The organism is Streptomyces sp. NPDC001443 (genome assembly GCF_053597355.1).
The window spans coordinates 465,678-492,133 of sequence record NZ_JBSFIA010000002.1 but is presented as its reverse complement, the minus strand read 5'-3'; the positions used below and the strand labels follow the sequence as shown (position 1 = coordinate 492,133).

Below are 26,456 nucleotides of genomic sequence, written 5' to 3'. Positions count from 1 at the left end.
GCCCCGGCCCCCCCCCCGGCCCCCGCGGGGCCGGGGCCGATTCCAGTGGCCGGTCAGCGGCCGGGCTCGGCGGGGTCGAAACGGGCCAGGTCGAGCAGCCAGGACCGGGCCGTGCTGTCGGACGGCGCGCGCCAGTCGCCGCGCGGCGAGAGCGAACCGCCGGCCGAGACCTTCGGCCCGTTCGGCATGGCCGAGCGCTTGAACTGCGCGAACCCGAAGAAGCGACGGCAGAACACCTCCAGCCAGCGCCGGATCTCCGGCAGGTCGTACGCCACCCGCTCGGCCTCGGGGAAGCCGGGCGGCCAGGCGCCGGTCTCCGGGTCGTGCCAGGCGTGCCAGGCCAGGAAGGCGATCTTCGACGGCCGGAAGCCGTAGCGCAGCACGTGGAACAGGGTGAAGTCGTGCAGCGCGTACGGGCCGATCTTCGACTCGGTGGACTGCATCTCCTCACCCGGTACGAGCTCCGGGCTGATCTCGGTGTCGAGGATCGCGGCGAGGGTGCGATTGGTGTCGTCGTCGAACTGGTGGCTGCCGATGACCCAGCGGATCAGATGCTGGATCAGCGTCTTCGGCACACCGGAGTTGACGTTGTAGTGGCTCATCTGGTCGCCCACGCCGTACGTGCACCAGCCGAGCGCCAGCTCCGAGAGGTCCCCGGTGCCGAGCACGATGCCACCGCGCTGGTTGGCGAGCCGGAACAGGTAGTCGGTGCGCAGCCCGGCCTGCACGTTCTCGAAGGTGACGTCGTACACCGGCTCGCCGGCGGCGAAGGGGTGGTCCATCTCCTCCAGCATCAGCCGGGCGGTCGGCGTGATGTCCAGTTCGGCCGCGGTGACACCGAGGGCGCGCATCAGGGCGTGCGCGTTGCCCTTGGTGTGGTCGCTGGTGGCGAAGCCGGGCAGGGTCCAGGCCAGGATGTCGCTGCGCGGACGACCCGCCCGGTCCATCGCGCGCGCGGCGACGATCAGCGCGTGCGTGGAGTCGAGACCGCCGGACACCCCGATGACCACCTTCGGGTTCCCGATCGCCGCGAGCCGCTGCTGGAGCCCCGCGACCTGGATGTTGTACGCCTCGTAGCAGTCCAGGGCCAGCCGGTCGGGGTCGGCGGGCACGAACGGGAAGCGCTCGACGCGGCGTCGCAGGCCCAGGTCGGCGGTCGGCGGGTCCAGCCGGAACGGCACCGTGCGGAAATCGGCGGTGCGGGTGCCGTGGGTGCGCCGGTTGTCGTCGAAGGTGCCCGTCCGGCCGCGCTCCTGGCGCAGCAGGTCGAGGTCGACGTCGGCCACGGCGAACTGGTCCTGGAGCGGGAAGCGGTCGGACTCGGCCAGCAGCGCCCCGTTCTCGTAGATCATGGTCTGGCCGTCCCAGGACAGGTCGGTGGTCGACTCGCCCAGCCCGGCCGCCGCGTACACGTAGGCGGCGATGCAGCGCGAGGACGCCGAGCGGCACATCAGCCTGCGGTCCTCGGCCCGGCCGACGGTGATCGGGCTGCCGGAGAGGTTGGCGAGGACGGTGGCGCCCGCCAGGGCCGCCTCGGCGCTCGGCGGCACCGGCACCCACATGTCCTCGCAGATCTCCGTGTGCAGCACCAGACCCGGGACGTCGTCCGCGGCGAACAGCAGGTCCACGCCGAACGGCACCGGCTCGCCGTCGACCCGGATCGTGCCGCCGCGCTCGTCGTCGCCCGCGGCGATCTGCCGCTGCTCGTAGAACTCCCGGTAGTTCGGCGGGTACGACTTGGGGACGACCCCGAGGACCCGGCCGCGGTGCACGGTCACCGCGCAGTTGTAGACCCGGTTGCGATGGCGCAGCGGGGCGCCCACGACCAGGACCGGCAGGAGGTCGGCCGACCCGGCCACCACCGTCCGCAGCGCCTCCTCGACCCCGTCGAGCAGCGCGTCCTGGAGCAGCAGGTCCTCGATCGAGTAGCCGCACAGCACCATCTCCGGGAAGACGGCGACGGCGACCCCGTCCTCGGCACACCTGCGTGCCTGGCGCAGGACCGCCTCGGCGTTGGCGTGCGGGTCGGCGATGGCGGTGTGGCCCGTGCAGGCGGCGACGCGTGCGAAGCCGTGCTGATAGAGCGACCCGAAGTTCAGAGGAGGCACGGGCCCAGTGTAATCGTCAGAGCGACACGATGGGGGGCGGGGGCGCGGCGTGGCCCGCCCCCGCCGTGCGGAAGGGACACGGAACAGCTCAGTTCCCGTGTCCCTTCGCGCCTGGTGCCGGTGCCTCAGCGGCGGCCGTACGAGCGGACGTAGCCGCCCGCCGGCGTGCCCACGCCGGTCACGTCGTCGTAGCCCTTGACGGCCGACAGCGAGCTGTCCTTGCCGAGGCTGCGGACCGAGACGACCTGGCCGTCGGTGGCGTCGTAGCCGTTCACGAAGTCGACGCGGGCCACGGCCAGGCCGGAGCCGGTCGGGTTGTCGGTGACGTCGTGGTAGGCCTTCGTGCCGTACTTGCCGTAGATCACCGGGTTGGCGAAGCCGAGGGCCTTGCCGCCGCCGGCCTGCTGCGCCAGCGCCTGGACGGCCGCGATGACCGGCGCGGCCAGCGAGGTGCCGCCGATGCGGTACTCGCTGTACGCCTCGGTGCCGTCCGCCTGGGTCTGCGTCTGGCCCACCTTGAAGCCGGTGTTCGGGTCGGCGATCGCGGAGATGTCCGGGACGACGCGGTTGCCGGCGGCGTTGTTCGCCTTGGCGAGCGAGTCCGGGACGACACCCTTCTGGTAGAAGGGCTCGGCCACCGTCGCACTGGTGCCGCCGCCCGCGCCCGAGGTGAACGCGCCGGGGAAGTCCGTCCAGCTCTTGCCGTCCGCGGACAGCACGGCCTTCTGGGTGCCCCAGCCGGTCTCCCACAGGTACTTGTCGCCCTTGCCGACGGCCAGCGAGGTACCGCCGACCGCGGTCACCCACGCCGAGTTGGCCGGGGTGTCGACCTGCTTCGTACCGGTGTTGGCGACCTCGTCGCCGTTGTCGCCGGAGGAGAAGTAGAAGCCGATGCCCTCGACCGCGCCGAACTGGAAGACCTGGTCGTAGGCGGCCGCGAGGTCGGGCGTCTGGTTGGCCTCGATGTCGCCCCAGGAGTTGGAGACGATGTCGGCCAGGTGGTCGTCCACGACCTTGCTGAGCGAGTCGAGCAGGTCGTCGTCGTAGCAGGACGCGCCGCCCACGTAGGTGACCTGGGCGTCCGGCGCGACCGCGTGCACGGCCTCGACGTCGAGGGTCTCCTCGCCGTACCAGCCGGCCGCCCCGCACTCCTCGGTCTTCGTGTAGTTCTTGGGCAGCACCTGGCGCAGCTGTCCGGTCTTCCAGGCGGCGTCGCCGTGCTGCTTCGCGTAGGTGGCCGCGTCGTAGGCGATGGTCGGCGAGGCGTAGGCGTCGGTGATGGCGACGCGCACGCCCTTGCCGGTGTAGTCGCCCGCGCCGTACGCGGCGCGCAGCTGCTTGCCGGTGTAACCCTCCACGGCGTACGGGATCTTCTTGCCGTACGCGCTCGGCAGCGTGCTCGCGGTGTTCGAGCCGTAGTACGAGGAGAAGGGCCCGGAGTTCTTGAAGACGCTGTCCGGCGGGGGCAGTTGCTCCTTGGCGCTGGCCCGGTGCGGGGCGTTGTCCAGGCCGGTGACGGTCAGGACGGCGCCCTTCAGGCTCTCCGGGGCGGAGGCCGTCCTCGACGGCGCGCGATAAGTCTTGGAGCCCTTGGCGTAGTTGTGCAGCTGGGTGCCGAACGCCTTCTCGGCGGCGGCCACGTCACCGCTGACGGAGACGTAGTGCTGCGTGGTGCCCGTGACCTTCAGGCCGGCCGAGGCCAGCCAGGCCTTGACCGCCTTCACCTGGGCCTCGGTCGCGCCGAAGCGGGCCTGGGCCTGGTCGGCGCTCAAGTACTTGCCGTAGGCGGCGGAGGCCGGGTCGGACACCGCCTTCGCGTAGGCCGCGAGGCCGGCCGCGTCCCGGCCGGCCAGATAGACGCGGGCGGAGACCTGCGCGGTGTCCGCGGTCGAGCCCTTGTCCGCCTTGGCCGTGGCCCAGGCGGGCTTGGTGCCCGCGAGCGTGTCCCGGCCCGGGTTGTCCGCGGCGTGTGCCGCGGGTATGCCGAACGCCAGCGCGCCCGCGAGCATCGGCAGTGTCGCCGCCAGGCTCGCTCCGGCGCGCATCTTGGCGCGGTTGGATCTCATAGAACCCCCTGCATTGCGGTTCGCATGCATGTAGTGGTTGGCCGTCATGCGATCCGCGCCGGGCCCGCGGCGGTTTGGCCCGCGAATGGATCACATGCCGGGCCCACTCTTTCGATGAACCGTTCATGCCAGGGGAATGCGATAGCCAAAAAGATCCCAAGAAAGAGCCGTCCGAGGGGATTTGGGGCGAAGATCCGGCAAACGGCTACCGGACCACGTCCCATCCGTGCTATGAACGGGCCCTTCCCGCGCTGCGAACGAGCCTTCCCGCGCTGTGGACGAGCCTTCCCGCGCTACGAACGGGCCGTCGCGCCCCGCGCCTTGAGCATGTCCGCCATCAGATCGATCTCGGACTGCTGCGCGTCGACCATGCCCTGCGCGAGCCGCTTCTCCACCCCGACCGTGCACGCGGAGACACAGCCCTCGGCCATGTGGATGCCGCCCTTGTGATGGTCGGTCATCAGTTGGAGGTAGAAGACCTCCGCCTGCTTCCCGTTCAGTGTGCCGAGCTTCTTCATCTCGGTGTTGGTCGCCATGCCCGGCATCAGCGAGCCGTCCTTGCCGGAGGCCATGTCGCCCATGCCCATCCAGGTCATCGGGGCGTCGGCGGAGACCTTCGGCAGCCCCCACAGGTCGAGCCAGCCCAGCAGCATGCCGCGCTGGTTGGCCTGCGTCTGCGCGATGTCGTAGGCGAGGCGCCGTACTTCCGGGTCCTTCGTGCGGTCGCGCACGATGTACGACATCTCGACGGCCTGCTGGTGGTGGACCGCCATGTCCCGCGCGAACCCGGCGTCCGCGGAGGCCGCGGACGGCGTGGCGGCGACGGGAGCGCGGTCCTCGGCGACCGCGTAGGTGATCGCGCCGGCCGCGACCAGGGCCGCCGCCGCGGCCCCCGCGATCAGTCCGACGTGCCTCACTGCGACAGTCCTCCCGTGCAGGCGGCGCCCGGCTCGGGAGTCTGCTCGCCCTGCACGAACTTCGCGAAGAACGCGTCGACGTCCGGGTCGCTCGCGCTCTTGACCGTGCGCTGGTGCGCCCACGCCGTCAGCACGATCGGGTCCGACTGCTTGTCGTCGGGGCTCATCAGCGTGTACGGCGTCTTCTTCACCTTCGCCGCGAGCGCGTCCACGTCGGCCTTGGCGGCCTTGCTGTTGTACGTCACCCACACCGCGCCGTGCTCCAGCGAGTGCACGGCGTTCATGTTGTTCAGCGCCTTGCCGTAGACGTCGCCGTTGCAGTTCATCCACACCTGGTTGTGGTCCCCGCCGACCGGCGGCTCCACCGGGTACGTGACGGTCTTGGCGACATGGGTGCGGCCCAGCTTGCCCTGCCACGTCTTCACACCGTCCTTGCCGGTGGTGAAGTGCCCCGAGGACTTCGCGTCGACCGCCTCGGTGTCGTCGGACTGCGAGTGCACGACGAAGACACCGCCGGCCACCAGTCCCGCGACGGCCACCACGGAGGCCGCGATCACGAGGATCCGGTTGCGCCGCTCGCGGGCCTGCTCGGCGCGCCGCATCTCCGCTATACGGGCCTGGCGCGCCGTGCCGCTGCTCTTCTTGGCGGAAACCATGAGATCTGTCCTTCTGGGGAAAGGGGGGCGGGACGGTGAGATCGTTCGGGTCCGCCGATCGTAAGGGGAGGGATGCCCGCTCTCGTAGTGAGGGCGCGGGAAAGGCCGGAACGATACGATCCGGCCAGATAATTTGAAGCCTGGATGCGCATTATCTACCCTGGGAGCATGCGGCTGCTGCGCTCCACCGACCTGGCTCTGCGCGTTCTCATGCGCCTGGCCGTCGTCGGCGGGACCAATCCCACGACCCGGGAGGTCGCGCAGGACATGGGCGTCCCGTACACCCATACCGCGAAGATCGTGGCCGAGCTCCAGCACATGGGACTGCTCGACGCCCGTCGCGGCCGCGGCGGCGGACTCTCGCTCACCGAGAAGGGCCGCACGGCGTCGGTGGGAGCCGTGGTGCGCAGCTTCGAGGGCGAGGGCGACGTCGTCGAGTGCGAGGGCGCCACGCCCTGCCCCCTCAACACCGCCTGCCGGCTGCGCGGAGCCCTGCGCCGGGCCCAGGAGGCCTTTTACGCCACCCTGGACCCGGTCACCATGCAGGACATCGTCGCCGGGCCGACCGGACCGCTGCTGCTGCAGATCTCCGGACCGGCCTGACCTGAGCGGTCGGTGGCTCCCGGGGCGGGGTCAGTGGTCCCCGGGGCCCACCGCGACCACGACCGGGGTGCCGTCGGCGTCACCGCCGGCCTTGGAAGCCTTGGAGGCGGCGGGCAGGCGCTGGCCGAGGGTGATGAACAGGAGCACCAGGCCGGCGGCGAGCAGGATGTGGCCGATTCCGGCGACGACGGCGATCCCCTCGTTGCTGGAGTGCCCCAGCACCGTCAGGGTGCCGTGCAGGGTCATCATCGAGACCGTCACCACGAGACCGGCGTTGTAGATCCAGAAGAACCACCCGAACAGCCGGTACGAGGTCAGGTCGAACTGCTTCTCCAGGGCCAGCACGATGAGGAAGAACAGCATGCCGAGGGCCAGCAGATGCGTGTGCACGACGCCGAGCTGGGTGTCGCCGGTGAAGTCCTCGGCCTTGGTGAGCTCGCGGTAGTACAGGCCGCTGAGCACTCCGACGATCATGTAGATGTGGGCGGTGTTGAGGAGCTTCCTCATGTGTTTCGTCCCCCAGGGGCGGTGAGCCGATGAGTCGGTGATCCATCCACCTTGCGCATCTCGCGTCCCCCCGTCAACGACAAAACTGATGACAAGTCATGATCCTTGCGGGGCAGGCCCGCAGGGCCGCAGGCGGCGCTGCGCGACCGGGCGGACCGGCGGGCGGACCCCCGGACGGAGGCCCGCCCCGCCGGTCCCGTCGCTCAGGCCCCCGCGAGCCACAGGTCGGGCCCGAACACCTCGTAGTGGATGTCCGCCGCGGCCACGCCCTTCTCGATCAGCTGTCCCCGTACCGCCCGCATGAACGGCAGCGGACCGCACAGGTACGCGCGCGTGCCCGCCGGGACGGTCACGTCCGTGAGGTCGACCAGGCCGGTGCGGGCCGACCCCTCCGGCGCCTGACGCTCGTACCAGAAGTGGACGGGCGCCTGCGCGAGCTTCGCCGCGTACGCCTCGTGCTCGGCGCGCAGGGCGTGGTCCGCCGGGGAGCGGTCGCCGTGGACGACCGTGACGGGGGCGGAGTGGCCCGTCTCCGCCAGCCGGCCCAGCATCGCGACGATCGGGGTCACGCCGATGCCGGCCGAGGCGAGCAGCAGGGGCGTGTCCTCGCCGCCGTCGAGCACCAGGTCGCCGTACGGCTCGGAGAGCTCCAGGGCGTCGCCCGCCCGCACGTGCGCGTGGAGGTGGTTGGAGACCTCGCCCTGCGGCGTCGTGGCGTCGCCCGGGACCCGCTTGACGCTGATCTGGCGCAGCGCGCCGGAGCCGGGCGCGCCCGAGAGGCTGTACTGGCGGATCTGGCGGGCGCCGTCGGGGAGTCCGACGCGTACGGAGACGTACTGGCCGGCCCGGAAGTCGCGCACCGGGCCCCCGTCGAGCGGGCGCAGCCGGAAGGTGACGACGTCCTCGGTCTCCGCGACGCGCTCCACGACCTCCCAGGTCCGCCACTCGGTGGTCCCGCTCTCCTCGTACAGCCGTCGCTCGATGGCGATCAGCGCGTTCGCCATCAGCCAGTAGACCTCGGTCCAGGCGGCCGCGACCTCCGGGGTGACGGCCTCGCCGAGCACGTCGACGATTGCGGCGAAGAGGTGCTCGTGGACGACCGCGTACTGCTCGGGCCTGACGCCCAGCGAGGCGTGCTTGTGGGCGATCCGGCCCAGCATGGCGTCCGGCCGCTGGTCGGGGTGGTCCAGGAGGTGCGTCGCGAAGGCGGCGATGGAGCCGGCCAGCGCCTGGCGCTGGGTGCCCGCGGCCTGGTTGCCGCGGTTGAACAGGTCGCGCAGCAGCTCGGGGTGGGCGGCGAACAGCCCGGTGTAGAAGCGGTCGGTTATCTCACCGAGGTTCGCGCCCACGGCGGGAAGCGTCGCGCGGACGGTGGCGGCGGACTGTTCGGACAGCATCGGATGGCTCCCTGGAATCGATGATCGATCACTCGGCTGTCGCACACCGTAGTGAAACTTGCATCTGAGATGCAAGTTTAAGAGCCGGATTCGAGACGACCGGGGGCGGCCATTACGGATGACGCCCCGAGCAGGCAAGATGGGCTTCAGAGCAGTACATCTGCTGTACGTGAGGCGTTCAGCCCGATGACGACGGGATGATCAAGGTCTGCAACGCGCATGAAATGGTGTTGTGGTGGGATGCTCAGGTGCCCGACCGCTTCCCGCGATGCGGGAGACAGGCGGCCTGACCGGCAAGGATGGGGAAGCGGAAGATGGACAAGCAGCAGGAGTTCGTGCTCCGGACCTTGGAGGAGCGCGACATCCGGTTCGTACGGCTGTGGTTCACGGACGTACTGGGTTTCCTCAAGTCCGTCGCCGTGGCCCCTGCCGAGCTCGAGCAGGCCTTCGACGAGGGCATCGGTTTCGACGGCTCCGCGATCGAGGGCTTCGCCCGGGTCTACGAGTCCGACATGATCGCCAAGCCCGACCCGGGCACCTTCCAGGTCCTGCCCTGGCGCGCCGAGGCCCCCGGCACCGCCCGGATGTTCTGCGACATCCTCATGCCGGACGGCTCCCCGTCCTTCGCCGACCCGCGCTACGTCCTCAAGCGCGCCCTGGCCCGCGCCTCCGACCTGGGCTTCACCTTCTACACCCACCCCGAGATCGAGTTCTTCCTGCTGAAGGACAAGCCCCTCGACGGCTCCCGCCCGACCCCCGCCGACAACTCGGGCTACTTCGACCACACCCCGCAGAACGTGGGCCAGGACTTCCGTCGCCAGGCCATCACCATGCTGGAGTCGATGGGCATCTCGGTCGAGTTCAGCCACCACGAGGGCGCCCCCGGCCAGCAGGAGATCGACCTGCGCTACGCCGACGCGCTCTCCACGGCCGACAACATCATGACCTTCCGGCTGATCATGAAGCAGGTCGCGCTGGAGCAGGGCGTCCAGGCCACCTTCATGCCGAAGCCGTTCTCGGAGTACCCGGGCAGCGGCATGCACACCCACCTCTCCCTCTTCGAGGGCGACCGCAACGCGTTCTACGAGTCCGGCTCCGAGTACCAGCTCTCCAAGGTCGGCCGCTCCTTCATCGCGGGCCTGCTGCGGCACGCCGCGGAGATCTCCGCCGTCACCAACCAGTGGGTCAACTCCTACAAGCGCATCTGGGGCGGCTCCGAGCGCACCGCGGGCGCCGGCGGCGAGGCCCCCTCGTACATCTGCTGGGGCCACAACAACCGCTCGGCCCTGGTCCGCGTCCCGATGTACAAGCCCGGCAAGACCGGCTCCGCCCGGGTCGAGGTCCGCTCCCTGGACTCCGGCACCAACCCCTACCTGGCCTACGCCGTGCTCCTGGCGGCCGGCCTCAAGGGCATCGAGGAGGGCTACGAGCTGCCGCCCGGCGCCGAGGACGACGTCTGGGCCCTGTCCGACGCCGAGCGCCGCGCGATGGGCATCGAGCCCCTCCCGCAGAACCTCGGCGAGGCCCTGAGCCTGATGGAACGCAGCGACCTCCTCGCGGAGACCCTCGGCGAACACGTCTTCGACTTCTTCCTGCGCAACAAGCGTCAGGAGTGGGAGGAGTACCGCAGCGAGGTCACCGCGTTCGAGCTGCGCAAGAACCTGCCGGTGCTGTAAACGCAGGTCACAGCGGGTTCCCCGCCGACGCGACGAACGGGGCCGACGGTCATGGACCGTCGGCCCCGCCGCGTCTCACCGGCCCCGACCGTCCGAGGTCCAGATCATACGTTCGGAACGCGAGTCGGAGCGGGGACCGCCGGCGCACGGCTGGACGGATCAGCGGTGGACGCCGACCCGGGTGAGGACGTTGATCGGCCGGCTGTCCCACGTCCCGTACACCGTGGAGGGCACCTGGCGACCGCTGAAGCGGCACGACTGGTCGTGGCAGCAGCCGACGCGGCGGGCCGTCGTTCACACCGACGACGATTTCTTCCAGACCGTGACGCGAGGCCCGCGAACCTCGGACCGAACCCGGCGGACGGTTCGCTTCGACGATCTGTTGGAGATCCCGAGCGACTGCTTCGTCGACAGGACGCTCGCGATCGACACGGTATCGCTGTGGATGACCGAGGACGCGCTGCCACCGGCCGCAGGTTTCTCCGACGACCTGTTCGGCTAGATCCGTGCTGGTGGAGGAATCACCACCGGCCGAGGAGTGTCCCGACATCACCCATTCAAGTTCAGTGGTCGTGGGGAAAGCTCGGGACTGTATAGGCGCCCACTGACAACGCGGGAAGTGGGAGCAGGTTATTCCGGGGGTTCTCCAGGCGGGGAGTGGTGATTACGGGGGCACGCCCATGAATTCTTGTCAGAGAGGCGGTTCGTCGGGCCATTGCGAGACGCTGACCTGACCTGACCTGACCTGACCAGCAAGCTCGGGGTGCCCATCGTCTTCGAGAGCGCCCGCGCATTCTGACCGCTTGGGCCAAGGGATGGATTCGAGCAGGACGCGGTGCATCCCGAACCGGTTATGACGGGATCCCGCTGAGTTACTCCTTCAGGCTGTCGTCGTCGTCCTCAATTGGCGTGTCGGGAAAAACCGCATGGTCGCCCCGTTAGCGTGCGGAGGTCGACCACAAAGGACTGCCCGGCGGCTGGCGGGCAAGGGCTCCCTTCAGCCGCGTACCGGCGTAGCCCGATCGAGAGGATCTGGACCTTGAGCGATTTCTCCCGCCGCCACCTGCTCCGGGCGTCAGCGGCCGCCGGCGCCGGGGCGGTCGTCGTCCCGGGCCTTACGGCCGCAGGCGCGCCGGACATCGCGGCCGCGAGCACCTTGGACCTTCTGGCCGCGAGCGACCCGACCAAAGGGTCGTCGGGATGTCCGCCGGCGAAGCTGACCGGTCACATCGTCCGCCCCGGTGACCCCTCGTACACAGATGACCGCATCGACTACGACCAGCTGTTCTCTCACTACCCGCTGGTCATCGTCTTCGCCCAGAAGACCCAGGACGTGGTGAACGCCCTCACCTGGGCGCGGCAGCACAACGTCGCACTGCGGGTACGCAGCGGCCGCCACGCCCTGGAGGGCTGGTCGAACATCGACAACGGCATCGTGATCGACGTCAGCCAGCTCAAGTCGGTCCACATCGACACCGACGCTCGTATCGCGACGGTCGGCGCCGGCCTGACCCAGCAGGAGGCGGTGACGGCGCTCGCCAAGCGGGACCTCGCGGTCACGACCGGAAGCGAGGGCAGCGTCGGCCTGGTCGGCGCGACGGTCGGCGGCGGCCTCGGCCCCCTCAACCGCTATCTCGGCATGGCCTGCGACAGTCTGATCGGGACCGAGGTCGTCGTCCCGTCGGGTCGCGAGTGCGCCAAGGTGATCCGTGCCGACCTGAAGGACCACTCGGACCTGCTCTGGGCGCTCCGTGGGGCGGGAAACGGCAACTTCGGAATCGTCACGCAACTCACCTACAAGGTGCACCCGCTCAAGCGCATCGCCTACGTGACGGCGACCTGGGACGGCCTTACGGACCTGCATGGGATCTTCGATGCCTGGCAGCGCACGGTACCGTTCGCCGACAACCGCCTCGGATCCGAAGTCGAGATCCACAAGTCCCAGATCCTGCTGTTCGCGTGGCTCGCGGAGGGCACGGCGGCAGAGGCCAAAAAGATGCTGGCCCCGATCCTGTCGATCGGCTCGCCCGATGTGAAGGTGCAGGTCGGCAACTGGGGCCCCATCTTTGCCGGAGCCCAGGTCCCGCGCTCGCAGGAGCCCGCCAACGTCAAGTTCTTCTCGCAGTTCGCCAAGAAACTGTTCTCGAAGAAGGCGATCGACGTCATCGGCTACTACATGCGAAACGCTCCCACGGAGGACAGCAACTACTTCGTCGACGCCTTCCGCGGGGCGATCAAGAAGGAGCCCCGCGGCGGCACCGCGTTCGTGCACCGCGACGCGATCTTCTACGGCGAGATCGGCGCAGCCTGGGGGACGCCTTCGACGACACCAGGCGTCTGCGACCCGCTCACCTCGACGTGCCAGGCCTGGACCGCCGAATTCAGCCAGGCGATGCGCGGCTTCGTGGACGGCGCCTACGTCAACGTGCCGAACGTCGGCATGCAGGAGTGGGAGACCGCCTACTGGGGGAGGCGCAACTTCGAGCGGCTGCGCGGGATCAAGGCGAAGTACGACCCCTACAACGTCTTCCAGTACGAGCAGAGCATCCCGCCCGCGTCACGCTGATCGTTGGTCGCATGAGGTCGCTCCGGACCGATGTCACTTCCTGCGCAACAAGCGCCAGGAGTGGGAGGAGTACCGCAGCGAGGTCACGGCCTTCGAACTGCGGAAGAACCTGCCGGTGCTGTAGGGGCAGGTCAGGGCGGGCTTCCCGCTGATGCGACGAGTGGGGCCGACGGTCGTGGACCGTCGGCCCCGCCGTGTTTCACCGTGCCTGTCCCGGTCCTTGTTCCGTCGTCCTGACCTGCAGTTTTTATCTGGCCGCCGGTGTGTGAGACTCCGCGTCACAGCAACAGTGCGGAGGCAGGGCGTATGCGTGGGGTGGGAGTGGCCGTGGCCGTGATGGCGGTGGCGGCGTTGACGGGTTGCGGCGGTGGTGACGGCGTCGGTGCGACGGGCGGGAGCGCGACGGCGACCGCTCGTGCGGCCGGGGCGGCGGCCGAGGACGAACTGACCGTCGATGCCGTGCAGGGTGACGTCCGGTCCGCGGCCGCGGCCGCGGGAAGCGGGCGGCTGGAATTCGTGGACACGAGCAAGGGCGGAACTCCGTGCCGCGTGATCGGGTTCCTGCGGACCGCGGACATGCCGAAGCGCGAGGCCCTGGACTCGGTGTCCGCCGTGCTGAAGGCACGGGGCTGGGGACAGATGCAGCAGATCCAGGCCGAGGACACCGACCTGGCCTGGCATCTGGTGAAGCACGGCTGGGGGATGTTCCTGAGCGCGGGGAAGGCTGCCGACAGAGCGGGGATCGTGTTCGACGTGTCGGGTGAGGCGTGCGGGGTGCCCATGCCGTCGCGGCCCGCGGCCTCCGACATCGCGCCTCCCGAGCCGCCCGTCCTGCCCTGAGCGGCACCGGTGATGCCCTGCGGTGGGGCGGCAGGACCGGGTGGCGGGTTCTTGACGCAGTGCGCCTGTTCGTTGCGAACGGACCTGTCGAGCGGCCGAGCAGGCTGCTGAGGTCCTGCTCATGGGTGGGGCTCGACCGGGGGACGACGGCCGGTACCACGGCGAACTGCCGTGCCGGTGGTGCGAAGTGCACATCGACCGGGCAGGACGACGCAAGCCACGGCTGTACTGCCGTGCGTCACACCGTTTGAAGACCTACGGCATGTGGGCCGTCACCCCGGCCGTCGGCCTCTTTCTGAGCCGCCCGTCCGGTACACGGGCACCACACGGCTGTCCGGCGGGGGCCGGGGGGTCAGCCGAGGTAGGCGGGGGAGACCGCTGCCGTGGTGAGGCGGTGGGGGTGGCCCGTGCCGTCGGACGGGACGTTGTACAGGTCCGCCCCGTAGTCGCCCGGCAGGGCGTAGACGAGGGTGCGGGCGTCCTGCCAGACCGCCTGGTCGTCGACGCTGCGGGACTCGGCGAGCGGGGTCTCGCGCAGGGTGCGCAGGTCGAGGACGTACAACCGCCAGGGGGCGTCGGCGGGCAGGCCCGCGACGCGCTTCTTGAAGGCGATCCGGGTGCCGTCGGGGGAGAGCGACGGGCACTCCACGTTCGTCCGCACGGTCGTCACGGTGCGGGCCCGCAGGTCACCGCGGACCAGGTAGGTCTTCCCCTTCGTCGCCATCGTCGCGTAGAACGTGCGGTCGTCCGCCGCGAAGGTCACGCCCCAGAAGTTCACGTCGGCCGCCCGGTAGCGCCGGCCGTCCTTCACGATCCCGAACCCCTCCAGCGACGGGATCAGCCGCCCCGTCCTGGTGTCCACGATCGCCGCCCGGGTGGAGAAGTTCGTACCGGCGTAGGAGTCGCCGCCGACGAACGCCGTCCAGGCGGCGAAGCGGCCGCTGGGGGAGACCCGGGCGCGGGAGGGGATGCCGGGGACGTCGTAGCGGGCGGTCTCCTTCAGCCGGGCGTCCAGGATCAGCGCGCGGTAGGTGTCCGAGACCGCGCCGTGCACCGCCTGGAGGCACACACCGGTGCCGGCGGCGGCGTAGAAGCGCAGGCACTTGACGCCCGAGGCGGTCCGCGCTCCGGCCGGGGCCGACGCCGGGACGGCGGTGAGCTCGTCGCGGTGCGGGCCCCAGGCCATGTTGCGGAAGACCAGACGGCCGCGGGCGGTCAGCGTGACCGGGCCGGACGTCACCGCCGGGCCGCCGGCCTGGGTCTGGTCCCGGCGCTCCGCCCGGGCCGAGGCGTGCAGGATCGCGCCCGCCGCCACCGCCGCCAGGACGGCGACGGCCGAGAGCAGCACCAGGATGCGGTTGCGTACGGTCATGAGGTGCCCTCCCGGGCGGGACGCAGGGCCAGGGCGCAGCAGCCCGCGCACACCGCGAGCGCCACCGTCGACGCCAGCAGCGCCGTACGGTCGCCCCACAGTGTCCAGGCCGCCCCGAACCCCAGGGAACAGGTGAAGCGGGCGAGCGCCTGGCCCGTCTGGACCAGGGCGAGACCGGACGAGCGCAGGGCCGGCGGCACGCTCTCCGAGGCCGCCGCCATCAGCACCCCGTCGGTGGCCGCGTAGAAACCGCCGTGCAGCAGCAGGACGGCGTACGGCAGCGCGGTGCCGTGCCAGGAGGAGAGCAGGACGCCGTACGCCAGGAGCAGGGCTCCGTGGCCGGCCAGGAACACCCGGCGGCCGCCCACCCGGTCCGCCAGCCGGCCCAGCGGCACCGCCAGCAGCAGGAACGCCGCCGCGGTGCCCAGCGGCAGCAGCGCGAACCAGCGGTCGGGGACGCCCAGCCGGCGTTGCAGCAGCAGGTAGACGAAGGAGTCGCTGACCGTGGCCAGGCCGAGGAGCAGGGCGCAGAGCGTGATCCGGCGCAGGTCGCGCCGGCGCAGCAGGCCCAGGGCAGCCCGCAGGGTCGGGCGCTCGGCCGGGGCGCCCTGCGGGGCCGGGGGCGCCGGATCGCCGTTCGGTACGAACAGGACCAGGACCAGCACCCCGAGCACCGCCACGCAGAAGCTCACGGTGAACACGGCGTCGTAGCCGTCCACCGTCGCCCGCAGGATCAGGAACGCCACCAGCGGACCGAGCAGCGCGCCCGCCGTGTCCATCGCCCGGTGCACCCCGAAGGCGCGGCCGCGCGTCTCGGGCGTGCTGGACAGGGAGATCAGCGCGTCGCGCGGGGCGGTGCGCAGTCCCTTGCCGGTGCGGTCGGCGGCCAGGACCAGGCCGATGGGGGTGAGGGTGTGCGCCAGCAGCAGCAGCGGCTTGCACAGGGCCGAGAGGCCGTAGCCGATGCCCGCCACCCACTTGTGGCGGCCCCCGCCCCGGTCGGCCAGATGGCCGCCGGCCAGCCGCACCAGGGCCGAGAAGCCGTTGTAGACGCCGTCCAGGAGCCCGAAGCCGAGCGGCGACAGGCCGAGGCCCGCCACCAGGTACAGCGGGAGGACCGCCGTCACCATCTCCGAGGACACGTCGGTGATCAGGCTGACCGTGCCGAGCGCCAGCACCGTGGGGGCGACCGCGGCGCGGCGCCGCCCGGCGGAAGGCCGGACGGCGCCGTCCGCGGACACCGGCGCGCCGGGAGCCCCGGCGCGGCTGTCCGCGACGTACATGTCAGGACGCCCAGATGCCCGTGATGTCCGCTGCGGAGGCCGCGTTGCCCGCGTGGGCGCCCAGGCCCTGCGAGTCCTCCAGGGTGCGCAGCAGGTTGTAGTGGTTGTACGTGGTCGACGAGCTGGCCCCGGCCGTGACCGGCTGCCCGTACAGCACCGTCGGGATGCGGTTGCCGGCCAGCCGGTTGTCCTCGTCGAAGGTGACGACGAGCAGGCTGTTGTGGGTCTTGGCCCAGGTGGCGTACGCGCTCAGGTTGGTCTTCAGCCAGGTGTCACCGGTCGCCACCGAGCAGTCGTGCATGTCGCTGCACAGGTTGGGGACGACGAAGGACACGTTCGGCAGGGTGGTGTAGTCGGTGGGGAACTGGGCGAAGGTCTTCGCCGTCGAGGTCGGGACGTTGCCGAAGCCGAACCACGGGTTGTGCTTGCGGGCGTAGTTGCCGCTGCTGCACGTGGTCGAGCCCTGGCTGGGCAGCGTCTCGTTGTAGCTGGCCCAGGTGCGGCCGGCCGCGATCACCTCGGAGGCCAGGTTGGCGGCCGAGGAGAAGCCGGGCGTGTAGCAGCTGTCGTCCGTGATGCCCTGGGTGGAGCCGGAGAACAGGGCGAAGTAGTTCGGCTGGCTCGGGTGGGTCTCGGCGTAGGCCTGGGTGAGGTTGGCGCCGCCCGTGGCGAGCGAGTTGATGTAGGGAGCGCTCGAGGAGCCGATGACCTGGCTGTAGGCGTGGTTCTCGAAGACCACCACGACCACGTGGTCCGGGGTCGGCACCGCGGCCGCGGCCTGCGCGGTCGAGGAGCCGCCGAGGCCGGTCCACAGGCCGACCGCGGCGGCCGCGAGGGCCAGCCCGGACGCCAGCGCTGCGCGACTGCGGCGGTACACGGAACTGCCGGACACATCTACCTCCGGTGGGAAAGAACGGGGTGGCGGTGCGGACAGAGCATGCGCACGCCAAAATTCCCCTGTCCCACGACGTGAAACCCGGTGGATGAAGACCGGGTGAACTACTGCACCCATCACGGAACCGAGCCCTCTGTCCCACCGGCCTCCCGATCTGCATCCTCCCCCCGCCGGACGCCCCCCGCCCGTCGGCGTGACTCGCAGGCGTCGGCCCCGGAGCTTCGGGCAGGGACTCCGGTTAGGCTCGGGCCAGTACGACCTTGATCCGATGGCTCGATCCGACGGGAGGCCGGGGATGACGGCGCCGGGGCGCAGGAGCAGCACCTTCACCAGGCTGCTGCGGCACGGCTTCACCGATCCCTCGGCCGCGGAGCGGCTCCTGGACAGCCCCGAGCTCGCGGGCGTCCGCGACGACCCGGTGCTCCTGGAGGCGCTGGGCGTGACCGCCGACCCCGACCTCGCGCTGCACGGCCTCGTCCGGATGCTGGAGGCGCAGCCCGGCCCCGCGGCCCGCCGCGAACTGCTGGACACGTTGATAGCGGCCAAGCCGCTGCGCGACCGGCTGCTCGGCGTGCTCGGCGCCTCCGCCGCGCTCGCCGACCACCTCGCCCGGCACCCGCGCGACTGGGAGGAACTCGTCACCTACGAGCCGCGCGACCTCCACCCGGGGGTCGAGGAGTTCGAACGCGGTCTGGCGCAGGCCGTGGACTCCGTCTCGCTGCGCGTCGCCTACCGCCGCTGTCTGCTGTCCATCGCCGCCCGTGACGTGTGCGGCACCACCGACCTGGCCGAGACCGCCGCCGAGCTCGCCGACCTGGCCACCGCGACCCTGCGGGCCGCACTGCGCATCGCCAGTGCCGCCGCGCCCGACGACGCCGCCGCGTGCCGGCTCGCGGTGATCGCGATGGGCAAGTGCGGCGGCCACGAGCTCAACTACGTCTCCGACGTCGACGTCATCTTCGTCGGCGAGGCGGCCGACGCCCTCGCCGACGAGGGCAAGGCCCTCAGGTCGGCGACCAAGCTGGCCTCGCACATGATGCGGATCTGCTCCGAGACCACCGTCGAGGGCTCCATCTGGCCCGTCGACGCCAATCTGCGTCCCGAGGGCAGAAACGGTCCGCTGGTGCGCACCCTCGCCAGCCATCGGGCCTACTACCAGCGCTGGGCCAAGACCTGGGAGTTCCAGGCGCTGCTCAAGGCCCGCCCGGTCGCCGGGGACCTCGCGCTCGGCGAGGAGTACGTCGCCGCCCTCGAACCCCTGGTCTGGCAGGTCGCCGAGCGCGAGAACTTCGTCGCCGACGTGCAGAAGATGCGCCGCCGGGTGGTCGAGAACATCCCCGCCGCCGAGGTCGACCGCGAGCTGAAGCTCGGCCCCGGCGGCCTGCGGGACGTCGAGTTCGCCGTCCAGCTCCTCCAGCTGGTGCACGGGCGGGCGGACGCCTCGCTGCGCAGCGGCACCACCCTGCACGCCCTGCACGCCCTGGCAGCGGGCGGCTACGTCGGCCGCGCGGACGCCGTCCAGCTCGACGAGGCCTACCGCTTCCTGCGTTCCATGGAACACCGCATCCAGCTCCACCGGCTGCGCCGCACCCACCTCGTCCCGGAGGCCGAGGCAGACCTGCGCCGCCTCGGCCGCTCCCTGGGCCTGCGCACCGACCCGGCCGCCGAGCTGACCCGCGAGTGGAAGCGGCACACCGGCGTCGTACGCCGTCTGCACGAGAAGCTCTTCTACCGGCCACTGCTCGACGCCGTCGCCCAACTAGCGCCGGGCGAGACCCGGTTGAGCCCCGAGGCGGCCCGCGAACGGCTGGTCGCGCTCGGTTACGCCGACCCGGCCGCGGCCCTGCGCCACCTGGAGGCCCTCGCCTCCGGCGTCACCCGCAAGGCCGCCATCCAACGCACCCTGCTGCCCGTCCTGTTGGGATGGTTCGCGGACTCCGCCGAACCCGACGCGGGCCTGCTCAACTTCCGCAACGTCTCCGACGCGCTCGGCAAGACCCCTTGGTACCTGCGGCTGTTGCGCGACGAGGGCGCCGCCGCCGAGAACCTCGCGCGCGTCCTGTCCGCCGGCCGCCTCGCCCCCGACCTGCTGATGCGCGCCCCCGAGGCGGTGGCCCTGCTCGGCGACGGCGACGGCGGCGGACTCGAACCCCGCTCCCGCGCCCACCTGGAACAGGAGACCCTGGCCGCGGTCGGCCGCGCCGAGAACGCCGAGGACGGCGTCAGGGCCGCCCGCGGTGTACGCCGCCGCGAACTGTTCCGTACGTGCGCGGCGGACATCGTCGGCTCCTACGGCACCGAGACCCAGCCGGCCGAGGCCGACCAGGGCGCCCTGGTGGACCGGGTGGGCGGCGCGGTGTCGGACCTGACGGCGGCGACGCTGGCCGGCACCCTGCGCGCGGTGGTGCGCGAGGGCTGGGGCGAGCGGCTGCCCACCCGCTTCGCCGTCATCGGCATGGGCCGCTTCGGCGGCCACGAACTGGGCTACGGCTCCGACGCCGACGTCCTGTTCGTGCACGAGCCGCGCGAGGGCGTGGGCGAGCGGGAGGCCGCCGACGCGGCCAACAAGGTCGTGTCCGAGATGCGCAGGCTGCTCCAGATCCCCAGCGCCGACCCGCCCCTGCTCATCGACGCCGACCTGCGACCGGAGGGCAAGTCCGGCCCGCTGGTGCGGACGCTGAAGTCGTACGAGGCCTACTACCGCCGCTGGTCCCTGGTCTGGGAGTCGCAGGCCCTGCTGCGCGCCGAGCAGGTCGCCGGGGACGCGGAGCTGGGCCGCCGCTTCCTCGACCTGGTCGACCCGCTGCGCTACCCGGCGGAGGGGCTCGGCGACGAGGCGGTGCGCGAGATCCGGCGGCTGAAGGCCCGGATGGAGTCCGAGCGGCTGCCCCGCGGCGCCGACCCCAAGCTGCACACCAAGCTCGGCCCCGGCGGTCTTTCCGACGTCGAGTGGACCGTGCAGCTGCTCCAGCTGCGGCACGGCTGGGCGGAGCCGGGCCTGCGCACCACCCGCACCCGGGAGGCGCTGGCCGCCGCCCGGGCCGCCGAGCTGATCGGCGGCGAGGACGCCGCCATCCTCGACGAGGCGTGGATCCTGGCGACCCGGGTGCGCAACGCGGTCATGCTGGTCCGCGGCCGGGCCGGGGACACCTTCCCCTCCGACCCCCGCGAGCTGGCCGCGGTCGGCCGCTACCTGGGCTACAGCCCCGGCCACGCGGGCGACATGCTGGACGACTACCGGCGTACGACACGCAGGGCGCGGGCGGTGGTCGAGGAGCTGTTCTACGGGGCGGCGGGCGAGCGCTGACCGCGCCCGGGCGGCGCTGCCGTCCGGGCGGTCGGCCGCCACGGTCCGGTCCGTGTCAGCTGCCGTCGCTGCTGCCGTCCGTCCGGTCCGGTCAGCAGCCGCTGCCGTCCGGTCCGGTCAGCTGCTGCCGGCGCCGTCCGGCAGGCCCGGTCGGCCGTCGCCGTCCGCCGGTCCGTCGGCTGTCCCGACCGTCCCGGTTGTCTCGACCGTCCCGGGTGTCCCCGCGGTGCCGACCGCCCCGGCCGACCGGGCGACCCGAAGCCGTTCCCGCGCCCGTTCCCTCGCCCGCTCGCGCGCCCGTTCCCGCTCGCGCGGGAGACGGTACGGCAGCCCCCCGTACCAGACGCGGGTCAGCGCGAAGCCGAACACCAGACAGAGCAGACCGCCCACCGCGTCCAGCCAGAAGTGGTTGGCCGTGGCGACGATGACGCCCAGCGTCGCGGCCGGGTAGAGCAGTCCCAGCAGCCGCACCCACGGGAGCCGGGCCAGCGCGAAGACCGTCAGCCCGCACCACAGCGACCAGCCGATGTGCATCGACGGCATCGCGGCGTACTGGTTCGACATGTGCTTGAGGTCGCCGGACGCCATCGAGCCCCAGGTGTGGTGCACCATGACGGTGTCGACGAAGCCCCCGCCGTTCATCAGCCGGGGCGGCGCGAGCGGATACAGGTAGTAACCGACCAGTGCCACACCTGTCGTCGCGAACAGGGCGAGGCGGGTCGCCGCGTAGCGGCCGGGATGCCACCGGTACAGCCACACCAGTACAGCCAGCGTCACCGCGAAGTGCAGTGTCGCGTAGTAGTAGTTCATGCCGACGATCAGCCAGTTCACCGAGTTCACGGCGTGGTTGACCGACTCCTCGACGGCGACGCCCAGTCGGTTCTCGGTCCGCCAGATCCAGTCGGCGTTGCGCAGAGCCTGGGCCCGCTGCTCGGGCACGGCGTTGCGGATCAGTGAGTACGTCCAGTAGCTCATCCCGATCAGCAGGATCTCGAACCACAGCCGGGGCCGGCGCGGGGTGCGCAGCCGGCGCAGCAGATCCGGTACCGGGCCGTCCGCGACGAACCTGGGAGCAACCGCCCGATTGCGGCCTTCCTGTGTCGTCACGGTCGGTTCACCCATAACCACAAAGTCTGCCAGAAAAGGGTTCCCCACCCGCTCATCCGCTGGTCGGGCGGGGGCGCATGTTCTCCGGCGAGGGGCCTGCCGGAGCGCCCGACGGCGTACGGCAGACCCCGGCGCGCTCCGCGCCCCACGGACGGCAGCGCTCGCTGCGGTCGACGGTGTCCGCCACGGACGGCACCGGTCGCCGCGGGCGGCAGCGCTTGCTGCGGGCGGCAGCGCTCGCTACGAACGGCAGCGCTCGCTACGGGCGGTTGCGCTCGCCGGGGGCAGACGCGGTCGAGCCCCGTACCACCAGTTCCGGCATGAAGACGAACTCGCTGTGCGGCGCGGGCGTCCCGCCGATCTCCTCCAGCAGCGTGCGCACCGCCGCCTGCCCCATCGCCGGGACCGGCTTGCGGACCGTGGTCAGCGGCGGGTCGGTGAACGCGATCAGCGGGGAGTCGTCGAAGCCGACCACCGACACGTCCTGCGGGACGCTCAGCCCCCGCTGCCGCGCCGCCCGTATCGCACCGAGCGCCATCATGTCGCTGGCGCAGACGATCGCCGTGCAGTCCCGCTCGATGAGCGCGTTGGTGGCGGCCTGGCCGCCCTCCAGGGTGTACAGCGAGTGCTGGACGAGCTCGGACTCGATCGTCTCGGCGTGCAGACCGAGCTGGTCCTGCACCGCCCGGACGAATCCGTCGATCTTCCGCTGGACCGGCACGAACCGCTTGGGGCCGAGCGCCAGCCCGACCCTGGTGTGGCCCAGCGACACCAGATGCGTGACCGCCAGCGTCATGGCGGCCCGGTCGTCGGGGGAGATGAACGGCGCCTGCACCTTGGGCGAGAAGCCGTCGACGAGCACGAACGGCACGCCCTGCGCCCGCAACTGCTCGTAGCGCTGCATGTCGGCGGTGGTGTCGGCGTGGAGTCCGGAGACGTAGATGATGCCGGCGACCCCGCGGTCGACGAGCATCTCGGTCAGCTCGTCCTCCGTCGACCCGCCGGGGGTCTGGGTGGCGAGCACCGGGGTGTAGCCCTGCCTGGTCAGCGCCTGGCCGATGACCTGGGCGAGGGCCGGGAATATGGGGTTCTCCAGCTCCGGGGTGATCAGGCCCACCAGGCCCGCGCTGCGCTGGCGCAGCCGCACCGGGCGTTCGTAGCCCAGTACGTCGAGTGCGGCCAGCACGGACTGGCGGGTGGTGGCGGCGACGCCCGGCTTCCCGTTGAGGACGCGGCTGACGGTCGCTTCGCTCACTCCCGCCTGTGCGGCGATGTCGGCAAGCCTGGTGGTCACGGCACTGGACTGTACCGGTCGGATCTCACCTTGCACACCAATCGGACGCCGTGGGCGAGCTTTCGGACGGCCCCCTCCGGGCTGCTGCGTCATCGGGTCCTCGAGTTCTGGTCGGCGTCCTGTCCCGCAACGGATAATCCCCGCGCCGGAAACGGATGGCAAGAGCTTGCAGAGTCTTGCACAACCGCGCCCGTTCCCGCTCAGCCCCGGAATACAGCGGTCTCGCGCCGGTCGAGGGGAGGTCACGGCGGCGTAACTTCCGTGACCTCTTGCGCTTTTTTTCTGCAAGGTCTTTCGCAACGCTTACATGGCTGTTACGTTCTCGTCGCCCGGCGGCCGCAACGGCGCAGTCGGCAAGTCGGCAGGGGCGGCGGACGGGACCGCCACCTGTCAGTACACGGGCTTAACCCTCAAGGAGAACTCATGCGGCGTGGCATAGCGGCCAGCGCGCTGGTGGCGTCCTTCGCCCTCGCGGCGACGGCCTGCGGCGGTGGCGACAGCAGTGGTGACAAGGCCGGCGGTCCGGTCACCATCACCTGGTGGGACACGTCCAACGCCACCAACGAGGCACCGACGTACCAGGCCTTGATCAAGGAGTTCGAGGCCGCCAACAAGAACATCAAGGTCAAGTACGTCAACGTGCCCTTCGACCAGGCGCAGAACAAGTTCGACACGGCCGCCGGTGCCTCCGGCGCCCCGGACGTCCTGCGCTCCGAGGTCGGCTGGACCCCCGCCTTCGCCAAGAAGGGCTACTTCCTGCCGCTGGACGGCACCGAGGCCCTCAAGGACCAGGCCAAGTTCAAGTCCAACCTGCTCACGCAGGCCCAGTACGAGGGCAAGACCTACGGCGTCCCGCTGGTCACCGACACCCTCGCGCTGGTCTACAACAAGCAGCTCTTCACCAAGGCCGGCATCACCGAGGCGCCCAAGACCTGGGACGACCTGAAGAAGGACGCGGCCACCATCAAGGCCAAGACCGGTGTGGACGGCTACTGGGGCTCCACCCAGGCCTACTACGCCCAGAGCTTCCTCTACGGCGAGGGCACCGACACCGTCGACGCCGCCGCGAAGAAGATCACGGTGAACTCGGACGCCGCGAAGAAGGCGTACGGCACCTGGCTCGGTCTGTTCTCCGGCAAGGGCCTGCACAAGGCGGACACCACCGCCGACGCCTACGCCCACATCCAGGACGCGTTCGTCAACGGCAAGGTCGCCGCGATCGTCCAGGGCCCGTGGGAGATCACGAACTTCTACAAGGGTTCGGCGTTCTCCGACAAGTCCAACCTCGGCATCGCCACCGTCCCGGCCGGCTCGGCCGGCAAGGCGGGCGCCCCGACCGGTGGCCACAACCTCTCGGTCTACGCCGGTTCGGACAAGGCCCACCAGGACGCCGCGCTGAAGTTCGTGAACTTCATGACCTCGGCGAAGAGCCAGTCGACCATCGCGCTGAAGAACTCCACGCTGCCCACGCGTGACGACGCCTACACCGACCAGGTCAAGGCCGACCCGGGCATCGCCGGCTACGGCACGGTCCTCGCCGCCGCCCAGCCGCGCCCCGCGCTGCCCGAGTACAGCTCCCTGTGGGGTCCGCTGGACACCGAGCTGCCCAAGATCGCGGGTGGCAAGGAGTCCCTCGACCAGGGTCTGAGCGCCGCCGAGACCGCCATCGCCAAGCTGGTGCCGGACTTCAGCAAGTGATGACCAGTGGCCGCCGGATCCTCCCGTGAACCCGGGGGAAGGATCCGGCGGCCACCGGCCTGCCCCGGCCGAGGCCGGTCCGCCCCGCCCAGCCGCTTCCCAGAGCCGTAGAACTTCCAGAAGGTGTCGAACATGACAGTCGCCATCGACCGCGCCACCGGCAAGCGCCACGGTGACCGCGCGCCACGGCCCGGGCTGGGCCAACGCCTCAGGCACGGATACAACAAGCACTGGTACGCGTACGCGATGATCGCCCCGGTGGCCGTCGTGCTCGGCGTCCTCGTGCTCTACCCGTTGGTGTACGGCCTCTATCTCACTCTCACCGACGCCAACAGCCTGAACACGGCCCGCACGATCGGCGTCAACCACATCGACGCCACCTACAAGTTCATCGGGCTCGACAACTACAAGGACATCCTGTTCGGCCCGACGGCGTACGACCGCTTCTGGTCGCACTTCGTCTGGACGATCGTGTGGACCGCGCTGTGCGTGGCGCTGCACTACACCGTCGGCCTCGGCCTCGCGCTGCTGCTGAACCAGAAGCTGCGCGGGCGCACCCTCTACCGGCTGGTGCTGGTCCTGCCGTGGGCCGTGCCGACCTTCGTCACCGTCTTCGGCTGGCGCTTCATGCTCGCCGACGGCGGCATCATCAACTCCGCCCTGGACGCGCTGCATCTGCCCTCGCCCCTGTGGCTGGAGGACACCTTCTGGCAGCGGTTCGCAGCGATCATGGTCAACACCTGGTGCGGTGTGCCGTTCATGATGGTCTCCCTGCTCGGCGGCCTCCAGTCCATCGACGCCTCCCTGTACGAGGCCGCGGAGATGGACGGAGCGAGCACCTGGCAGCGCTTCCGGTACGTCACCCTGCCGGGTCTGCGCTCGGTCAGCTCCACCGTCGTGCTGCTCGGCATCATCTGGACCTTCAACCAGTTCGCCGTGATCTTCCTGCTGTTCGGCAACACCGCCCCCGACGCCCAGATCCTCGTGACCTGGGCCTACTTCCTGGGCTTCGGACAGCAGCCGCGCGACTTCGCGCAGTCGGCGGCCTACGGCATCCTGCTGCTGGCCATCCTGATCGTTTTCACCTCGTTCTACCGTCGCTGGCTGAACCGCAACGAGCAGCAGCTCGCGATCTGAGGCAGGAGATCCCATGAGTACGACCACAGTCGAGACCTCCGCCCCGGTGACCGAGCAGCCCCCGGCGGCGGCCCCCCGCAAGAAGACCCGGCGCCGGGGCGAGACCAGCCTCGCCGGCGCCCTCGCCTCCCACGGCGTGCTGACCGTCGCGAGCCTGATCGCGCTCTTCCCGATCGGCTGGCTGGTCTATCTGTCCCTCGGCCCGGACAAGGACGACTACCTCCACCCCGGCGGCATCTGGGCCAAGATGACGTTCGACAACTACACGTTCGTCCTGGAGCACACCCAGTTCTTCGACTGGCTGAAGAGCTCGCTGATCGTCACGCTCGGCACCACGATCATCGGTGTGCTGATCGCCGCCACCACCGGCTACGCGGTCTCCCGCATGCGCTTCCCCGGCTACAAGAAGTTCATGTGGGTGCTGCTGGTCACCCAGATGTTCCCGGTCGCCGTCCTGATGGTGCCGATGTACCAGATCCTCTCGGACCTGGGGCTCATCGACAGCTACTTCGGACTCGTCCTCGTCTACTGCACGACGGTCATCCCGTACAGCGCCTGGCTGCTCAAGGGGTACTTCGACACCATCCCCTTCGAGATCGACGAGGCCGGACGCGTCGACGGGCTCACCCCCTTCGGCACCTTCTTCCGGCTGATCCTGCCGCTCGCCAAGCCCGGTCTCGCGGTGGCCGCCTTCTACAACTTCCTCACCGCCTTCAGCGAGGTCGCCTTCGCCTCGACGTTCATGCTGAGCGACGACAAGTACACCCTCGCCGTCGGTCTGCAGTCCTTCGTCAGCGAGCACGACGCCCAGCGCAACCTGATGGCCGCGACCGCCGTGCTGATCGCGATACCGGCCGCCGCGTTCTTCTACCTCGTGCAGAAGAACCTGGTGACCGGCCTCACCGCGGGCGGCACGAAGGGCTGACGCCCTCGACGCCCCCACGGCTCCCGCGCGCCTGACCGCGCGGGTGGCGGCCGCGGTGCCCCATCCGACCCCGCAGGCACCGCGGCCGCCTCGTCACCCCTC

At 70.7% G+C, this 26,456-nt stretch carries 19 protein-coding genes and 2 pseudogenes; 10 read left to right on the top strand and 11 right to left on the bottom strand.

Going from position 1 to position 26,456, the window contains the following annotated elements; all coding sequences use genetic code 11:
- Nucleotides 1-53: 53 nt before the first annotated feature.
- From ACWC24_RS04965 to ACWC24_RS04950, 4 genes are all read right to left on the bottom strand, one after another.
- A complete protein-coding gene (locus ACWC24_RS04965; RefSeq protein ID WP_450661429.1) occupies nucleotides 54-2,099 on the bottom strand; it encodes an NAD(+) synthase in 2,046 nt (681 codons plus the stop codon).
- A 134-nt stretch (nucleotides 2,100-2,233) separates the two neighbouring features.
- Entirely contained in the window at nucleotides 2,234-4,174 is a 1,941-nt protein-coding gene (locus ACWC24_RS04960) for a S53 family peptidase (protein WP_450661410.1), read from the bottom strand.
- Between the two features lie 293 nt (nucleotides 4,175-4,467).
- Complete coding sequence (locus ACWC24_RS04955) at nucleotides 4,468-5,091, bottom strand: DUF305 domain-containing protein (RefSeq protein ID WP_450661409.1); 624 nt, start codon at nucleotides 5,089-5,091, stop codon at nucleotides 4,468-4,470.
- A complete protein-coding gene (locus tag ACWC24_RS04950; RefSeq protein ID WP_450661408.1) occupies nucleotides 5,088-5,747 on the bottom strand; it encodes a DUF3105 domain-containing protein in 660 nt (219 codons plus the stop codon). The genes ACWC24_RS04955 and ACWC24_RS04950 overlap by 4 nt, the downstream gene beginning before the upstream one ends.
- Before the next feature lie 168 nt (nucleotides 5,748-5,915).
- Between ACWC24_RS04950 and ACWC24_RS04945 the strand changes: the two genes are divergently transcribed.
- Nucleotides 5,916-6,350, top strand: coding sequence for an RrF2 family transcriptional regulator (locus ACWC24_RS04945; protein WP_450661407.1), 435 nt, complete (start codon nucleotides 5,916-5,918; stop codon nucleotides 6,348-6,350).
- A 30-nt stretch (nucleotides 6,351-6,380) separates the two neighbouring features.
- Here ACWC24_RS04945 and ACWC24_RS04940 read toward each other — a convergent pair whose 3' ends face one another.
- Both ACWC24_RS04940 and ACWC24_RS04935 read right to left on the bottom strand, forming a co-directional pair.
- Entirely contained in the window at nucleotides 6,381-6,857 is a 477-nt protein-coding gene (locus ACWC24_RS04940) for a DUF2871 domain-containing protein (protein ID WP_450661406.1), read from the bottom strand.
- Between the two features lie 203 nt (nucleotides 6,858-7,060).
- A complete protein-coding gene (locus ACWC24_RS04935; RefSeq protein ID WP_450661405.1) occupies nucleotides 7,061-8,254 on the bottom strand; it encodes a globin domain-containing protein in 1,194 nt (397 codons plus the stop codon).
- A 314-nt stretch (nucleotides 8,255-8,568) separates the two neighbouring features.
- Here ACWC24_RS04935 and ACWC24_RS04930 point away from each other — a divergent pair, with 314 nt between their 5' ends.
- The 5 genes and pseudogenes from ACWC24_RS04930 to ACWC24_RS04910 all read left to right on the top strand — a co-directional run bounded on the left by ACWC24_RS04930 (nucleotide 8,569) and on the right by ACWC24_RS04910 (nucleotide 13,336).
- Entirely contained in the window at nucleotides 8,569-9,930 is a 1,362-nt protein-coding gene (locus tag ACWC24_RS04930) for a glutamine synthetase family protein (protein ID WP_450661404.1), read from the top strand.
- A gap of 13 nt (nucleotides 9,931-9,943) precedes the next feature.
- A pseudogene (locus ACWC24_RS04925) lies at nucleotides 9,944-10,234 on the top strand (helix-turn-helix domain-containing protein); the annotation flags it as partial.
- A gap of 735 nt (nucleotides 10,235-10,969) precedes the next feature.
- Nucleotides 10,970-12,496: an FAD-binding oxidoreductase gene (locus tag ACWC24_RS04920; protein ID WP_450661403.1), complete on the top strand. Its 1,527-nt coding sequence runs from the start codon at nucleotides 10,970-10,972 to the stop codon at nucleotides 12,494-12,496.
- 37 nt (nucleotides 12,497-12,533) lie between these two features.
- Nucleotides 12,534-12,620, top strand: a pseudogene (locus ACWC24_RS04915) (glutamine synthetase); the annotation flags it as partial.
- Nucleotides 12,621-12,802: 182 nt separating this feature from the next.
- Nucleotides 12,803-13,336 carry a hypothetical protein gene (locus ACWC24_RS04910; RefSeq protein ID WP_450661402.1) on the top strand — a complete coding sequence of 178 codons (534 nt, stop codon included), beginning with the start codon at nucleotides 12,803-12,805 and terminating at the stop codon, nucleotides 13,334-13,336.
- Between the two features lie 352 nt (nucleotides 13,337-13,688).
- Here ACWC24_RS04910 and ACWC24_RS04905 read toward each other — a convergent pair whose 3' ends face one another.
- From ACWC24_RS04905 to ACWC24_RS04895, 3 genes are read right to left on the bottom strand one after another with little or no spacing between them, the layout of a single operon-like run.
- Nucleotides 13,689-14,708: a TolB family protein gene (locus ACWC24_RS04905; protein ID WP_450661401.1), complete on the bottom strand. Its 1,020-nt coding sequence runs from the start codon at nucleotides 14,706-14,708 to the stop codon at nucleotides 13,689-13,691.
- Complete coding sequence (locus ACWC24_RS04900) at nucleotides 14,705-15,991, bottom strand: MFS transporter (protein WP_450661400.1); 1,287 nt, start codon at nucleotides 15,989-15,991, stop codon at nucleotides 14,705-14,707. Before ACWC24_RS04900 ends, ACWC24_RS04905 begins: the two co-directional genes overlap by 4 nt.
- A gap of 1 nt (nucleotide 15,992) precedes the next feature.
- The gene (locus ACWC24_RS04895; protein WP_450661399.1) at nucleotides 15,993-16,883 is read right to left on the bottom strand and encodes an alkaline phosphatase family protein; all 891 of its coding nucleotides are present in this window, start codon (nucleotides 16,881-16,883) and stop codon (nucleotides 15,993-15,995) included.
- Nucleotides 16,884-17,181: 298 nt separating this feature from the next.
- Here ACWC24_RS04895 and ACWC24_RS04890 point away from each other — a divergent pair, with 298 nt between their 5' ends.
- Entirely contained in the window at nucleotides 17,182-20,193 is a 3,012-nt protein-coding gene (locus ACWC24_RS04890) for a bifunctional [glutamine synthetase] adenylyltransferase/[glutamine synthetase]-adenylyl-L-tyrosine phosphorylase (protein ID WP_450661398.1), read from the top strand.
- 117 nt (nucleotides 20,194-20,310) lie between these two features.
- Here the strand turns inward: ACWC24_RS04890 and ACWC24_RS04885 are convergent, their stop codons facing one another.
- Nucleotides 20,311-21,315 (bottom strand): phosphatase PAP2 family protein, encoded by a 1,005-nt coding sequence (locus ACWC24_RS04885; protein ID WP_450661397.1) that lies wholly within the window; start codon nucleotides 21,313-21,315, stop codon nucleotides 20,311-20,313.
- Between the two features lie 244 nt (nucleotides 21,316-21,559).
- Entirely contained in the window at nucleotides 21,560-22,594 is a 1,035-nt protein-coding gene (locus tag ACWC24_RS04880; protein WP_450661396.1) for a LacI family DNA-binding transcriptional regulator, read from the bottom strand.
- Between the two features lie 423 nt (nucleotides 22,595-23,017).
- On the opposite strand from ACWC24_RS04880, the gene ACWC24_RS04875 reads away from it, so the two are divergent.
- The 3 genes from ACWC24_RS04875 (at nucleotide 23,018) to ACWC24_RS04865 (ending at nucleotide 26,354) form a co-directional block, all read left to right on the top strand.
- Complete coding sequence (locus ACWC24_RS04875; RefSeq protein ID WP_450661395.1) at nucleotides 23,018-24,292, top strand: extracellular solute-binding protein; 1,275 nt, start codon at nucleotides 23,018-23,020, stop codon at nucleotides 24,290-24,292.
- A 132-nt stretch (nucleotides 24,293-24,424) separates the two neighbouring features.
- Nucleotides 24,425-25,429 carry a carbohydrate ABC transporter permease gene (locus ACWC24_RS04870; protein ID WP_152885695.1) on the top strand — a complete coding sequence of 335 codons (1,005 nt, stop codon included), beginning with the start codon at nucleotides 24,425-24,427 and terminating at the stop codon, nucleotides 25,427-25,429.
- Nucleotides 25,430-25,442: 13 nt separating this feature from the next.
- Nucleotides 25,443-26,354 carry a sugar ABC transporter permease gene (locus tag ACWC24_RS04865; protein ID WP_450661394.1) on the top strand — a complete coding sequence of 304 codons (912 nt, stop codon included), beginning with the start codon at nucleotides 25,443-25,445 and terminating at the stop codon, nucleotides 26,352-26,354.
- The last annotated feature ends 102 nt before the right edge of the window (nucleotides 26,355-26,456 follow it).